Origin of the sequence: Rodentibacter caecimuris (assembly GCF_010587025.1) — a bacterium.
Taxonomy (GTDB): Bacteria; Pseudomonadota; Gammaproteobacteria; order Enterobacterales; family Pasteurellaceae; genus Rodentibacter; species Rodentibacter caecimuris.
The window spans coordinates 137,461-151,215 of sequence record NZ_CP040863.1; the positions used below are offsets into that span (position 1 = coordinate 137,461).

A 13,755-nucleotide genomic window follows, 5' to 3' on the forward strand; every position below is an offset into this window, starting at 1 on the left:
AAATGAAAAATAATAACTATTTATTTATTCAAAAGAAAATTTTACAAAATTGGATTGAAGATCAAAGCTTATCTTCTTTAATAAATAATTCAGAAGAAATAATTCTTTTTCCTGAAACGATATATATATATCAGAAATATAGAAATGTTAGTGAATTTCATAGGATATATGGTTCTTTTAATATTGTGGAATCACTTCGTATATGTATGGATATATTTAATAGTGAAGATTACGTTTATATATTATGTAATCTTATTATTAAAAATATAGATAATTATAGTATATCAGACAAATACTTCCCTATTTTTAAGATTAATACTACTCAATTGTTTGATTGGTTTAATCTCGCTTTTAAGAAAGAATATGTGTCACTTTATATATTTTCCATAAATAATGATAATTTCTTGGAGATTTCTCTTATGGATGATGAGTATGGAACTAAGCATTATCATTTTACAACCAATAAAATAGGTTTAATTAGATAATTTATGACTAAATAATAAAAATAAACTTTAAATCCAAGAAATCGCTCATAAAAGTAACCGCACTTTCAGCTATATTTACAGCGAAGCGGACGGTTATGTGCCGCTGGTGCAGTGCTATCATTAAACCAACATAAAAATGAAAGAGTAAAACTATGTGGGATAAAAACTGATTGTGGTGGTGTAAATATAGGAAAAGCAAATATAAAGCATAAAATTGAGGCAATCTGATTGAGCGGAAATCGGCAGAGGATGATTACCAACGTTATACCTATGATTTAAAAAATCAGCTGATAAAAGCGGCGATTTACAGCCGTTACAAAGAGGAAAGTTGGGGGTATGATTATGATCCGTTGGGCAGACGGGTCGCCAAATGGAAGTTGACCAAAGGGGGCGAAAAACAGTTACACAGTGAATTTATTTGGGACGGGTCGCACTTGGTGCAGGAAATCCGACATGAGCAAAGCGCGCAAAACGCCCCAAAAACCAACCGCACTTTCACCTACATTTACCGCCATCCAAATAGCTATGAGCCGTTGGCGCAATGTCTTGCCCGCACGGACGGACAGGGAAACCGGATTGAGCACGAGATTAACTACTTCCACTGTGACCAAATCGGCATCCCGAGGGAGATGACGGACAGTGAAGGGAAACTGATTTGGCGGGGGCGTTATGATGCTTGGGGTGGTCTTATCCGGGAGCGCTACCCGAACAATGCGGCAGCCACCCACCAGCCGTTTCGCTTACAAAACCAATACTATGATGAAGAAACAGGGCTGCATTATAACTTCCTGCGTTACTACGACCCGATAACGGGGCGGTTTACCACACAAGACCCGATAGGGTTACAGGGTGGAATGAATCTTTATCGGTTTGAGGGGACGGTGCAGAATCAAACGGATCCGTTGGGGTTATTTGCGCCGGCACTTGCACCGGCAGTCCCTTGGATTTTGGAAGGATTAGCTTATGTAGGAACTGCTGTGGCCGGCATTCTTATTGCGGCAGGTATCATGGATGCGATGGAAGAGCATGATAAGGCTCAGCCTACTACACAAGCCAAATCGGAAAATACCTCTAAATGTGATAAGAAGCCGTGTCCACCGTGTAAAACCATAAGTGGTAGAATAGTTCCTCCTAAAACATTAGCGTATCGACCTTTAGATATTATTCCCGATGATAAAATGGAACATGGTGTTTATGGGTCTCATCATAATATATTTGAAGCCAATCAAAATCCTAATAACTGTAAGTGTTTTTGGAGTAAACAAAAATATGTATTAAAACCACATCAAATTACTCCAAATATGATATTGATTGAAGATTTTGTAAACTAAGGAGGATAAAATGAAGTACTCAAATGGAAAAAAAATAAGGTTAGGGGATAACGTGATTTGGCAGGGTTCAGATCCTATAAAAGGAATTGTTGTAAGTTTGATTGATGAAAACATATTTTTAGACGACTATGACTATACTTATTTATCTTCTCAAGGTGGAGGGGTAATGATTAAATTTGAAAAAATAGGATTAGTTCATATACAGAGAGATGATAATATTGATTTTTTGATAAAAATCTAAGCAATACGCTATAAGACGAAAAACTAACTTATCAAAGGACTATTCAAAAGCCAAATTAAGCGAAAAAGGAATGGCAATATCAGTATGATATTTTAGCCAGAAGAATCGGAAAAGTACGGTTGGAAAGGGGGGGGGGGGTAGCGGACAGTTGGGATGGCTCAAGTCCAGGAAATCGACCAAAAAACCAACCGCACTTTCACCTACATCTACCGCCACCCGGGCAGCTACAAACCGCTGGCGCAATGTATCGGACGGAAGATGGAACGAGAGGAAAACTATCACCAAATCGAACAGGCGATAAACTACTTCCACTGCGACCACATCGGCATCCCGAGGGAGATGACGGACAGCCAAGGCAAAGTGATTTGGCGGGGGTGCTATGATGCGTGGGGCGGCTTACACTATGACCGCCATCTAGCCCAACAAAACCAGGGACACCAACCGTTCCGTTTACAGAACCAATATTTTTATGAAGAAACGGGCTTGCATTATAACTTCCTACGTTATTATGAACCGATGACGGGGCGGTTTACCACACAAGACCCGATAGGGTTGTTGGGCGGAGATAATCTGTATCAATTTGCACCTAATGTGCAAGCATGGGTTGATCCTTTGGGATTGAACTCTAATCCATTTGGATTTACTCATGAACAGTTAAATAATTTAGCAGTGAAGGCTCATGGGGATTATTTAGCTCAACAAGCTGAGACTAATATTTTTCCAAAAATAAAAGATAGCGTAAAAAATAAACCTTATACGCTTGCTAATGAAGTTTCTGGATCTGCTGTGGCAGGTGTAGGGCTTGATTTTACAGGAGGATTGGCAACATCACGAGATAAAGATGGCAAAATAAACAAATGTGGTTATGTTACTATGTGTGGAAACGTTGGTATTGATGGTGGGGCCCAAGTATCAAATAGAATTGCATACACAAATGCCTCCATAAGTACAGGCCTATCATTTCCCAGCTGTATTGATGTCTCAGGGAGTGCTGGTGGTGGAATTGGAGGATCAATGTGCGTAAATAGTAGGTATTTAGGTGGAGACGATAGTGTTACAACATCTTTTGGTCCTGCCGTAGGGGCTAAGCTAGGGGTTAGCCTTAAGCAGTGTGTTCAAGCTACCATATGTAAGTAGGGAGAAAATATGAGAAAATTCTATTTCACGGTCACTATTGGGTTATTTTCAGTACCAGCATTATTTTTTTCAAATCACAGTTTATCTAAAGTTCCTGAATGTAAAACATTAGTTACTAAAGATATTCAAGATCTAAGCTATTGTGCCACTAAAGATGATCTGTTTAGCCAGTATAATTTAGCGGTTATTTATCGAGATGGTATCGGTACAAAAGTTGATCTTGAAAAATCTTTTTATTGGTTTAATAGGTCTGCAAAACTAGGTTTTACCAAGTCAAAAGCGAATTTAAGTTGGTTTTATAAAAATGGTGTGGTAGTTGAAAAAAACTACGATAAAGCATTTTATTGGGCTGAGCAGGCTGCAAAAGAAAACAATCCAATTGGTTTAAATAATCTCGGAGTATATTACCAAAATGGAATTGGCACAAATAGAGATTTTAAAAAAGCAATAGATTATTTTAATCAAGCGTTATTAGTTGATAACCAGTTACCTATTACCAAAATTAATTTAGCTAATAGTTATTTTTATGGTTTGGGCGTAGAAAAAGATATTAATAAAGCTATCAAGTTAGCAAAAGAAGCGGCTGGGCTTGGGGATGTAATGGGAATGAATAACTTGGGCTTTTATTATAAAGAACTAGGGGATAATACTCAGTCTTTTAAATGGATAAAAAAAGGTGCTGAAGCTGGAGGTTCTCTTGCTCAAGCAAATTTAGGATTTTATTATGCAAAAGGAATTGGAACTATTCCTGATAAAGAGCAAGCATTGTATTGGTTAAATAAGTCTATTGCACAAAATGAAACGCAAGCTTATTTTCTTTTAGCGACATTATTTTCAGAAGGAAATTCTATAGTACAGCAAGATGATAAACAGGCTTTTGAGTACTATAAAAAGGCAGCGGAAATGGGACATGGATTAGCTCAGAATAATCTTGCTAATTGGTTATTTAATGGGCGTTATGTAAAAAGAAATGAAGAAGAAGCGATTAAATGGCTTCAAAAGGCTGCAAATGAAAATAATATAGTGGTTGCAATGTTTGCGTTATCTCAAATATATTCAAATGGTTCAATTGATACTCCACAAGACTTAGAAAAAGCAAAGTACTGGCTAGAAAAAGCTAAAGAAAATGGTTTTACATTTAAATAATCGAACTACCTACCGTTATAGCTTGGATGATTTACCACACAAGACCCGATAGGGTTGCAGGGTGGGATGAATCTTTATCGGTTTGAGGGAACGGTGCAGAATCAAACGGATCCATTAGGGCTACTAGTTCCGGCAGTCGGCTACGGTGCCTATGCTCTTTGGGGAGTGTTATTTGGAGCAGCAGCTTATGTGGGTGTACAAGGTACGATGGATGCTATGGAAGCCTCAGAAAGTTCCAATACAACAATATCTGATGTGACTAAAAAATGCGATAAAAAACAATGCCCGCCTTGTAAGACCGTGAGCCTCTTAAAACATTAGCATATAGACCATTAGATATTATTCCTGATGATAAGATGGAGCATGGTGTTTATGGCTCTCATCATAATATATTTGAAGCTAATCAGAATCCTAAGAATTGCCAATGCTTTTGGAGTAAGCAGAAATATGTATTAAAGCTAGAACAGCTTTCTCCAAATATGATGCCAATTGAAGACTTTTTGAATTAAAGGAGATTAATTTATGAAATACTCAGGTGGGGAAAAAATGAAATTGGGAGATTGTGTAATCTGGAAAGGAAGCAATCCTATAAAAGGTATTATTGTGTGTTTAATTGATGAGAAAGTTTTCTTGGATAACTATGATTATAGTTATTTATCCTCTCAGGAAGGAGGAGTTATGATTAAATTTGAGCAAATTGGATTAGTTCACATACAGAGAGATGATAACATTGATTTCTTGGAAAGAATTTAAATAACTATATAAGGACGGACAACCAAGGCAAACTGATTTGGCGCGGGCGATATGATGCTTGGGGCGGTTTGCACTATGATCGCCACCTAGCACAACAAAACCAAGGCCACCAACCGTTTCGCTTACAGAACCAATACGTTGACCAAGAGACGGGATTACATTATAACTTCCTGCGCTATTATGAGCCGATGACGGGACGGTTTATGACACAAGACCCGATCGGGTTGAAAGGTGGGATGAATCTTTATCAATTTGCGCCCAATGTACAGGCATGGGTTGATCCTTTGGGATTAGCTAGATTCTGTACTAGACCTCTAAATGCTCCTGTTTTAAAAGATTGGTATCCAGATAATCCGGAAAATAGAAATCGAGATAATGGACATCTAAGAATACTTCATGAACAGATCATATATGATGATGGAGATAATATAGGATATGCTAAAGATAAAGGTGTATATAAGGAAACAGATCCTGAACTTCTGTCTCAATATAAATGTGAAGGTAAGCACTATGATGATGAAAAGGTGAGAAAAGCTGTTAATAATGTATTAAATATGAAAGAGGTTGAAATTTATAGGAAAAGTGAAATAAATGAATATGGAAGTTTAGTCTATGGTACTAGAAAAATAAAGAAATATGATGTGAGTAGATACAATGTGGTAAACAATAATTGTCAGCATTTCGTAACAGATGTGGGGAATAACATTGAAAAATAAATTAATTCATCTTTTAAAATCATATAAATGTAATCTCATTTTGGTTGATATTTTTTGTTTGTTGTATGTGGTTATTTTTATAGGATTGTCTTTTTTTAGTCCTATTCATTATCAGCGTTTTTTTTCTAAGTTTGTTTTTATACATTTAAATGGATGGGTTATAATTTATATTCCCTTTTTAATTTTTATTTTTCAAGTGTTATTTGTTATAAGATATTTCAAATTAGAAAAATTATTTATAATAATAATTAACTTTCTTTTCATAACTTTAGTAAGTTATATAATTTTTATTTATATGTTGGAAGAATATATTAGGTTATATGGAGAGTAGGATCAGCTACGCACCGGCAAGTCCCTTGGATTTTGGAAGGATTAGCTTATGTAGGAACTGCTTTGACAGGTATTCTTATTGCTGCGGGTATTATGGAGGCGAAGGAAGAGCATGATAAGGCTCAGTCTGCTACACAGGCTAAATCGGAAAACACCTCTAAATGTGATAAGAAGCCGTGTCCGCCTTGTAAACCTTATCCGGTAGGAGCTATAGGTTATATTGGACCTAGAATAACGCAACATGGCATTGATGGAGTTAGAAGTAATGGTGGAGTTGGAGTTTCTCATTATAAATTATTTGCTGTTACTCAAGATAATAGAGACTGCTCTTGTAAATGGCAGCATACTCGACAAATAAAAGCCACATACGGTCATCATGTCTATAATATTCCGGTTGGAGCAATTGATTTAAATGGAAAAGGACAACCACCATCCTACCCTTAATATAGGAGAAAGAGATAATATGAAACTATTTCTAGAAAAATGTAGCTTTTATAGCAATTTTTTTAAATATAAAAATAAGATATTGATTTTTCCAGATATATCAAAAAAAACAAAGATAATATCCAATGAAAAATTAGAAGCTTCTTTAAGAAACTGTGAGCAGGAGGCAATTGAACTAGTTAAAAAAATAGAAAATAAAACATTTTCCATATATTCAACTGGCTCGAGTATTTACTATGCTGAAGACTTAATAATAACAGATTCTTCTTTGATTGAAGAATGCCGCAGTTACAATGTTTTTATTTTGTTTTTTTGTTCAACAGAAGATAAAAAATTAGAATGTTTATGGGATAAGAATATTTCCATTAAAAATATGTGTTTTCTTGGGTGGACTATAGTTAATAATGAAGGTGATGAAGCTATTACAGATGGTTTTTATCCTATTATTTTAGAGAATAATACTCTTCTAAATATAAAAATAACTGATTTAAATAAATATGGATTGTTAAATGACGATAAATTAGATTTTTATCTAAATAAAAACAACAGTGATGTAATCATTACTGTGCAGGGAATAAAACAAAATATAAAGTGGGAACCTATTGCTGTATTTTGTGATAGTTACACGTTAGAAAAAATAAACCGTTTATTTTAATTACTATATAATACATCAATTCAATGCTCAAGAGAACATCATCTGACAGAGGTTATGACGCTTGGAGCGTCTTACATTATGACCGCCACCTCGCCCAACAAAATCTGGGGCGCCAACCGTTCCGCTTACAGAATCAATACATTGACCAAGAAACGGGATTACATTATAACTTCCTACGCTATTATGAACCGATGATGGGACGGTTTATCACACAAGACCCGATTGGGCTTGCGGGAGGGAATAACCTGTATCGATTTGAGGGGACGGTGCAGAATCAAATCGATCCGTTGGGGTTATTCGTACAAGCTATTGTTTTTGCACCAGAGCTTATAGCGTTAGGAAAAGCGGCACTTGTGACGTTAGGTATTTTTGGCGTCGGAGTTGTAGCAGAGGAAGCAATGAAAAGTCAAGAGCAGACAAGTTCTGAAACTAAGGCTGAAAGTACATCTAAATGCGATAAAACAAAATGTCCGCCGTGTAAGCCTTATCCCGTAGGAACAATAGGATATCAGGGGACTGAATCTCATGAAAGAGGAATGTTCGCAGGACAGATGCATTACCACATCTTCGAGGTACAGCAAAATCCGAATGATTGTAAATGTAGATGGCAAAAAGGTAATAAATCAATTTGGGGGCATCAATATTTTGGAGCTATAGATCCTAGCTGGGTTGATTTAAATAGTAGTTCTAATAGACCGCCTAATTACCCACATTAAAAGAGAGATATATGATGAAATATTTATCAACAAGAATTTGTTGTTTTCCAACAGATAAGCAACTTTCTTATGATTTCACTATTTGGGATGATACCTTAGAATGCGATAAAATTCCTAATTATTATAACGACCAATACAACCTAAATATTACTAGTATAGATCAAGTTGAACATTTTCAGCCTAAAAATAAAGAATCCTTGAACTTCGCATTTAAGGGATTTCACCCATGCGTATTATCAGTTGAAAATTATGATTATAATTATTGGTTAGATATTTTGGGATTTGAACCTATTCAAGATATTTATTCCTCAGCTGATTTAGTATTTTTAGGTTACGATGTTATGGATACTCTCTTTCTTAGTATTAGAACTCATGGTATCTCGGCAGAATATAATAAAGATGACTATTTATTAAATGAGTATAGTTTGTTCTCCTCTTATAATAAAGCTAATGAATATTTGCTAATAAACAAACAAAAAATCCCTGAACATTATTGGAAAATTGTTAGTATTTATACAAATACAAAAACAATATCTATATTGAATGGGGGAATATAAGCTCATGAGATTATTTTTCTATTCATGTCTTTTTTTATCGCTATAACAACGTAGAACATATGGCAGCGGTCATCGACCCGCAGGGCAATAAAACCGCCTTTCATTACGACCGTCAGGGAAGGCTCACCAAACAACAAATCAAACAGGGTCATCAACAACACACCACCCACTACCGCTATGACGCCAACGGTCGCTTGACGGACATAGACAACGGCGAAAGCCGGCTTGCTTATCGTTATGATGCGCTAGGGCGTTTAGTGGAAGAAACCGTCACACACCAAATGCTTGATAACGCCGCGACCAAGGTAAGTTATCAATATGACGCCAACGGCAACCGCATCAAAACCGGCTTACCGAGCGGGGATGACATTCATTATTTTTACTACGGCACAGGGCACTTATCGGGCATTAAGCTCAATCACCAACTTATCAGCGAAATTACCCGCGATAAGCGCCACCGGGAAATCACCCGCACACAAGGGAGAATAACCGGCGAATATCAATATAATCCATTGGGACAATTAACCAAACAACAAGCCGGACTAACGGAGAGTACCGCCATTCGCACCCTAGCGCGAACCTTTACTTATGACCCAAGCGGAAACCTACAACAAAGCGACACCCGCTTGTTTACCGGTGGACAATTTGAACGCGACCAAACCACCTATCAATATGACCCGCTAGGACGTATCGAACACGCGCACAGCCAAGGAAATGGCAAATCCCAATATCATGAACGGTTTCGTTTTGACCCGGCACATAATCTGATTGAGCATGACAACCAAATCATCAAAAACAACCGAATTAGCCACTATGCCGGCGTGGGTTTTACTTACGATAGCTTAGGCAACACCCTAGCAACCACCTATGACAAAGACAATCGGGTCAGTTACCGCTACGACTTACACGACCGTTTGATAGGTGCCGAGATTGCCACCCGCTATCGAAAAGAACATTGGGTTTATTATTATGACGCCGTTGGCAGACGGATAGCCAAAGCGAAATTAAACAAACAGGGTGAGCCTGAAATCCACACCCTGTTCGTCTGGGACGGTAGCCACCTAGTGCAGGAAATTCAAAAAGGTAAAAACGCGCAAGAAAATGACCGCACTTTTAGCTATATCTACGCACACCCGGACAGCTACGAGCCGTTGGCGCAATGTATCGGACGGAAAGAGGAAAACCCTAACCGAATTGAGCACGAGATAAACTACTTCCACTGCGACCAAATCGGTATCCCGAGGGAGATGACGGACAGCCAAGGCAAACTGATTTGGCGAGGACGCTATGATGCTTGGGGCGGCTTACACTATGACCGCCACTTAGCCCAACAAAATCAAGGCCACCAACCGTTCCGCTTACAAAACCAATACTCTGATGAAGAAACGGGGTTGCATTATAACTTCCTACGTTATTATGAACCGATGACGGGACGGTTTATGACACAGGACCCGATTGGGCTTGCGGGAGGAGAGAATTTTTATCGGTTTGCTCCGAATGTGGAGAGGTATCTAGATCCTTTGGGGTTGAGTACAACGTATATAGATCAATTTGGTGATTGGTATGGAGCTTCAGCCAAATATTCTAGTACTGATTTTAGCTTTGAAATTCTGAGTAAAACTTTATCTGATATGAAAAAATATAAATTAGTTGATTCAGATCAGTTTTTCCACTGTACTGCATTTTGTAAAGTATCAAAATCAAATGTGCCAGATAAAAATCTAGCATTAGGTTATGGAATAATAAAAGAAGGAGTTGATTGGCTACAGAATCTAATAGGTAGGTATGGTGATAACAAGCTATCGCAGTCTCAAATGCTCATTGATATGAAAAAAGATATAGCTGTTAATGAATATGGATTTAAATGTCCATCAGATCAAAGCTGTGCTCAACGATGCGAAAAATTTATAAATAAAGAACATCTCAATACTAAAGAGTTTCTTAAACAAAAAGGATATTTATAACATTATGATAAAATTAACTATTAAGATTATATTATCAATATTACTTATATTTTTATTTACAATAATAACATTGGCATTTTTAGTAGATAATCACACTGAAAGCTATTATAAAAATACATTTGAATTTAATTCAGATTCGGGTTCTTGGTATATACCCTCCCCACCAGAAAAAGCTACAGATATCTATTTGAGACGATTTGTTGAAACCAATGATCTTATTTTAATATTTCAAATTGAAAACAATGAAGATCTAAAGGATTTTTCACTAATAAAATCAAGATCACCAAAAGAATCTAAAGATTTTCTAAATAAATTAAATATGCCAAATGAAAAAATAAAGAAGTTTATCTCTAATGGTATCGAATACTGCTTTATATTCAAAGAAGATGGTAAGTATTATTTAGTTAGTAAATATGACTTAAATAAAAAAATAAATGTCATGATTATAAATTTGAATAATAAAGAAAAATTAGATATTTGTGAGTAGTTAAAAAGGTCTACTTAAGACTGAACAAAAAACAAGTTGAAAGATAATTGCATCCCCTATTTATTTGGGATAGCTCAGTCCTAGTGCAGTAAATCTATAAAGCGAAAAATATCGAAGAAACCGACCGCACTTTTACCTATATTTACCGCCACCCGAACAACTACGAGCCGTTGGCGCAATGTCTTGCCCGCACGGACGGACAGGGAAACCGGATTGAGCACGAGATTAACTACTTCCACTGTGACCAAATCGGCGTGCCGAGGGAGATGACGGACAGCGAAGGCAAACTGATTTGGCGGGGACGTTATGATGCGTGGGGCGGCTTACACTATGACCGCCACCTCACGCAACAAAACCAAGGTCACCAACCGTTCCGTTTACAGAATCAATATTTTGATGAAGAAACAGGGTTACACTATAACTTCCTGCGCTACTACGACCCGATAACGGGGCGGTTTACGACACAAGACCCGATTGGGCTTGCGGGAGGAGAGAATTTTTATCGGTTTGAGGGGACGGTGCAGAATCAAATCGATCCGTTGGGATTATTTGCGCCGGCACTTGCACCGGCAGTCCCTTGGATTTTGGAAGGATTAGCTTATGTAGGAACTGCTGTGGCGGGCATTCTTATTGCGGCAGGTATCATGGATGCGAAGGAAGAGCATGATAAGGCTCAGCCTACTACACAAGCCAAATCGGAAAGTATATCTAAGGTAGGACAATGCAACGACCCTTGCTCCCAATATCCAAGTAAAGATAGCTCTAGAAAAATTGCATTACAGACCGCAGGTATTCCAATTACATCAATGCCTATTGCTCAAAATAGAGTTCCAGGCTGGGAGCAATATATGTATCAAAGTACTAAAGTTAATGGTCAACCCTTAATTGTTTCACATCATCCAGCAGATTTAATCCATCCCTGCCCTCACTGGCATGTTGGCAGTGCGAAAATGGATAGTTATAACAATGTTCAAAGGAGAAATAATGGTAATGGGACATTTTCCTGGAAATATTATAAAGATTACCCAACAATTGAACATAGGAATTAATATATGAACAAATTACAAGAGAAATTAATTGCTATTCAACAGAAGAAAATTTTAGAGTATTGGCGTGAAAATAAACTAACGAGTTTGTTTGATTATATTGATGAAATTGTGGTGTTTCCTAAGTCTCTGGAATTTTATAAATTAATGAATGTTGATTTTATATATAGTGATCTTTCTATTTCTAATGTTATCTTAAGGCTAGAGGAGGATTTGGGTTATGAGTCTGTATATTTGTTTATATATTCATATTCAGGTGTAAATTATCCAATTGAATCTTATCCAATATTTAAGGTTATAAGGTATAGTCAGGATTTATTAAGATTTTTGTTATCACTAAATGACATCTATTTAATTAAGATTTCTGATTTAAATTTTAGTAAAATATTTGAGATTTCTAATTTAGGAAATATATCAGAATTAGATGTGAGAGAGGTTGGAGTTTATAATAATTGTTAATTTTTAAGAAATTAATATCTGATTGTGCGCATCTCTCTATACGTACTTATAATGTTCAGATAGTGTATGTAGTTGTTAGCTTGTAAAAACATCCTGAAACTACATTTACCGCGACCCAAATAGCTACGAGCCGCTGGCGCAATGTATTGACCGCAGGGATGAACAGGGCAACCGAATTGAGCACGAGATAAACTACTTCCACTGCGACCAAATCGGTATCCCGAGGGAGATGACGGACAGCCAAGGCAAAGTGATTTGGCGGGGACACTATGATGCATGGGGCGGCTTACACTATGACCGCCACCTCGCGCAACAAAACCAGGGACACCAACCGTTCCGTTTACAGAATCAATATTTTGATGAAGAAACGGGCTTGCATTATAACTTCCTACGTTATTATGAACCGATGACGGGACGGTTTATCTGCCAAGACCCGATTAGGCTTGAGGGAGGAGAGAATTTTTATCGGTTTGCGGATAATACGCAGGGGTGGGTTGATCCATTAGGATTAGCGCGTTTTTGTACTAGAGCATTGAAAAATATTCCAGGAAGTTCTGATATAGACCCTAATTTTAGAGGCGGGCTAGATTTAGGTATATTTCATGAACATATTTTTTATGATGATGGAACTAATATAGGATACGGAGGAGATGGGCTCTTCTCTGAAACATCAATGAAAGGATATAAATGTTCTAATACACATTATGATGATGAGACTATGAGGCAAGCTGTAAATAATGTAAAAAATAGAACGAAACCAACTTTAGAGAAAGCAGATAATGGGGAAATAGTGATAAGAAATAATCTGGTTTTTGGTAATGATAATTACAGTTTGTTAATGAATAATTGCCAAGATTTTTCAACTGAAGTGGAAAAAGAAATTTTTAAGATTAAAAAGGTTAAGTAAATATGGGAAAATTAGAGTTAATAATTCACAATATATGTATTGTTATTTATGTTGCTTTGATGAGTGTTTTATCTCTTTTGACTAATGATAGATTTATATATTTACTTTGGTTTTATATTGATAAAGATACTATTTTATTTATATATATACCAATTATTTTTTTTGTTTGTCAAGTTTATATGAAATTTTATGGCAAGGTATATGTTAGTTATTTAATATTAATTTTAAATATGACAATTATGATGATTTTATCTTATTTTATTTTCTTTATTATAACTTCTATTCTATTGAGTCATGATCTTATTGCATATTAGATTAATAGGATGAAATTATTTTTCTTATGGATAAAAAAACAATTACATATCTAATTTATTTGGGACG

At 36.4% G+C, this 13,755-nt stretch carries 17 protein-coding genes; all 17 read left to right on the plus strand.

Annotated features, from left to right (window positions below):
- The first annotated feature begins 2 nt into the window (after positions 1-2).
- The 17 genes from FEE42_RS00610 (at position 3) to FEE42_RS12700 (ending at position 13,374) form a co-directional block, all read left to right on the plus strand.
- The gene (locus FEE42_RS00610; RefSeq protein ID WP_164027451.1) at positions 3-485 is read left to right on the plus strand and encodes a hypothetical protein; all 483 of its coding nucleotides are present in this window, start codon (positions 3-5) and stop codon (positions 483-485) included.
- A gap of 227 nt (positions 486-712) precedes the next feature.
- Entirely contained in the window at positions 713-1,816 is a 1,104-nt protein-coding gene (locus FEE42_RS00615; RefSeq protein ID WP_470421595.1) for an RHS repeat domain-containing protein, read from the plus strand.
- A 10-nt stretch (positions 1,817-1,826) separates the two neighbouring features.
- Positions 1,827-2,057 carry a hypothetical protein gene (locus tag FEE42_RS00620; protein WP_077584623.1) on the plus strand — a complete coding sequence of 77 codons (231 nt, stop codon included), beginning with the start codon at positions 1,827-1,829 and terminating at the stop codon, positions 2,055-2,057.
- Between the two features lie 153 nt (positions 2,058-2,210).
- Positions 2,211-3,194: an RHS repeat-associated core domain-containing protein gene (locus tag FEE42_RS00625; RefSeq protein ID WP_164027452.1), complete on the plus strand. Its 984-nt coding sequence runs from the start codon at positions 2,211-2,213 to the stop codon at positions 3,192-3,194.
- A gap of 9 nt (positions 3,195-3,203) precedes the next feature.
- Positions 3,204-4,340, plus strand: a complete 1,137-nt coding sequence (locus tag FEE42_RS00630) for a tetratricopeptide repeat protein (RefSeq protein ID WP_135969664.1) — start codon at positions 3,204-3,206, stop codon at positions 4,338-4,340.
- A gap of 66 nt (positions 4,341-4,406) precedes the next feature.
- Positions 4,407-4,661 carry a hypothetical protein gene (locus FEE42_RS12620; RefSeq protein ID WP_206023154.1) on the plus strand — a complete coding sequence of 85 codons (255 nt, stop codon included), beginning with the start codon at positions 4,407-4,409 and terminating at the stop codon, positions 4,659-4,661.
- A 201-nt stretch (positions 4,662-4,862) separates the two neighbouring features.
- Positions 4,863-5,093, plus strand: a complete 231-nt coding sequence (locus FEE42_RS00645) for a hypothetical protein (protein ID WP_077585994.1) — start codon at positions 4,863-4,865, stop codon at positions 5,091-5,093.
- A gap of 35 nt (positions 5,094-5,128) precedes the next feature.
- A complete protein-coding gene (locus FEE42_RS00650; RefSeq protein ID WP_257792976.1) occupies positions 5,129-5,809 on the plus strand; it encodes an RHS repeat-associated core domain-containing protein in 681 nt (226 codons plus the stop codon).
- A gap of 393 nt (positions 5,810-6,202) precedes the next feature.
- Positions 6,203-6,583, plus strand: coding sequence for a hypothetical protein (locus FEE42_RS00655; RefSeq protein ID WP_164027453.1), 381 nt, complete (start codon positions 6,203-6,205; stop codon positions 6,581-6,583).
- Positions 6,584-6,602: 19 nt separating this feature from the next.
- A complete protein-coding gene (locus tag FEE42_RS00660) occupies positions 6,603-7,238 on the plus strand; it encodes a hypothetical protein (RefSeq protein WP_164027454.1) in 636 nt (211 codons plus the stop codon).
- A 23-nt stretch (positions 7,239-7,261) separates the two neighbouring features.
- Positions 7,262-7,954 carry an RHS repeat-associated core domain-containing protein gene (locus FEE42_RS00665; RefSeq protein ID WP_164027455.1) on the plus strand — a complete coding sequence of 231 codons (693 nt, stop codon included), beginning with the start codon at positions 7,262-7,264 and terminating at the stop codon, positions 7,952-7,954.
- Positions 7,955-7,965: 11 nt separating this feature from the next.
- Positions 7,966-8,511 carry a hypothetical protein gene (locus tag FEE42_RS00670; RefSeq protein WP_237184439.1) on the plus strand — a complete coding sequence of 182 codons (546 nt, stop codon included), beginning with the start codon at positions 7,966-7,968 and terminating at the stop codon, positions 8,509-8,511.
- A 59-nt stretch (positions 8,512-8,570) separates the two neighbouring features.
- Positions 8,571-10,475, plus strand: coding sequence for an RHS repeat-associated core domain-containing protein (locus tag FEE42_RS00675; RefSeq protein WP_164027456.1), 1,905 nt, complete (start codon positions 8,571-8,573; stop codon positions 10,473-10,475).
- 4 nt (positions 10,476-10,479) lie between these two features.
- Entirely contained in the window at positions 10,480-10,962 is a 483-nt protein-coding gene (locus tag FEE42_RS00680; protein WP_135969197.1) for a hypothetical protein, read from the plus strand.
- Between the two features lie 170 nt (positions 10,963-11,132).
- The gene (locus tag FEE42_RS00685) at positions 11,133-12,011 is read left to right on the plus strand and encodes an RHS repeat domain-containing protein (protein ID WP_237184440.1); all 879 of its coding nucleotides are present in this window, start codon (positions 11,133-11,135) and stop codon (positions 12,009-12,011) included.
- 3 nt (positions 12,012-12,014) lie between these two features.
- Complete coding sequence (locus tag FEE42_RS00690; protein WP_135969669.1) at positions 12,015-12,467, plus strand: hypothetical protein; 453 nt, start codon at positions 12,015-12,017, stop codon at positions 12,465-12,467.
- 187 nt (positions 12,468-12,654) lie between these two features.
- Positions 12,655-13,374, plus strand: a complete 720-nt coding sequence (locus FEE42_RS12700; protein ID WP_257792978.1) for an RHS repeat domain-containing protein — start codon at positions 12,655-12,657, stop codon at positions 13,372-13,374.
- The last annotated feature ends 381 nt before the right edge of the window (positions 13,375-13,755 follow it).

What these genes read in the sequence shown, in the direction of transcription:
- FEE42_RS00690 (WP_135969669.1), top strand. Translation starts at nt 12,015, where the DNA reads ATGAACAAATTACAAGAGAAATTAATTGCTATTCAACAGAAGAAAATT.
- FEE42_RS00680 (WP_135969197.1), top strand. Translation starts at nt 10,480, where the DNA reads ATGATAAAATTAACTATTAAGATTATATTATCAATATTACTTATATTT.
- FEE42_RS00670 (WP_237184439.1), top strand. Translation starts at nt 7,966, where the DNA reads ATGATGAAATATTTATCAACAAGAATTTGTTGTTTTCCAACAGATAAG.
- FEE42_RS00660 (WP_164027454.1), top strand. Translation starts at nt 6,603, where the DNA reads ATGAAACTATTTCTAGAAAAATGTAGCTTTTATAGCAATTTTTTTAAA.
- FEE42_RS00625 (WP_164027452.1), top strand. Translation starts at nt 2,211, where the DNA reads ATGGCTCAAGTCCAGGAAATCGACCAAAAAACCAACCGCACTTTCACC.
- FEE42_RS00630 (WP_135969664.1), top strand. Translation starts at nt 3,204, where the DNA reads ATGAGAAAATTCTATTTCACGGTCACTATTGGGTTATTTTCAGTACCA.
- FEE42_RS00610 (WP_164027451.1), top strand. Translation starts at nt 3, where the DNA reads ATGAAAAATAATAACTATTTATTTATTCAAAAGAAAATTTTACAAAAT.
- FEE42_RS00665 (WP_164027455.1), top strand. Translation starts at nt 7,262, where the DNA reads ATGCTCAAGAGAACATCATCTGACAGAGGTTATGACGCTTGGAGCGTC.
- FEE42_RS00675 (WP_164027456.1), top strand. Translation starts at nt 8,571, where the DNA reads ATGGCAGCGGTCATCGACCCGCAGGGCAATAAAACCGCCTTTCATTAC.
- FEE42_RS12620 (WP_206023154.1), top strand. Translation starts at nt 4,407, where the DNA reads ATGAATCTTTATCGGTTTGAGGGAACGGTGCAGAATCAAACGGATCCA.
- FEE42_RS00645 (WP_077585994.1), top strand. Translation starts at nt 4,863, where the DNA reads ATGAAATACTCAGGTGGGGAAAAAATGAAATTGGGAGATTGTGTAATC.
- FEE42_RS00620 (WP_077584623.1), top strand. Translation starts at nt 1,827, where the DNA reads ATGAAGTACTCAAATGGAAAAAAAATAAGGTTAGGGGATAACGTGATT.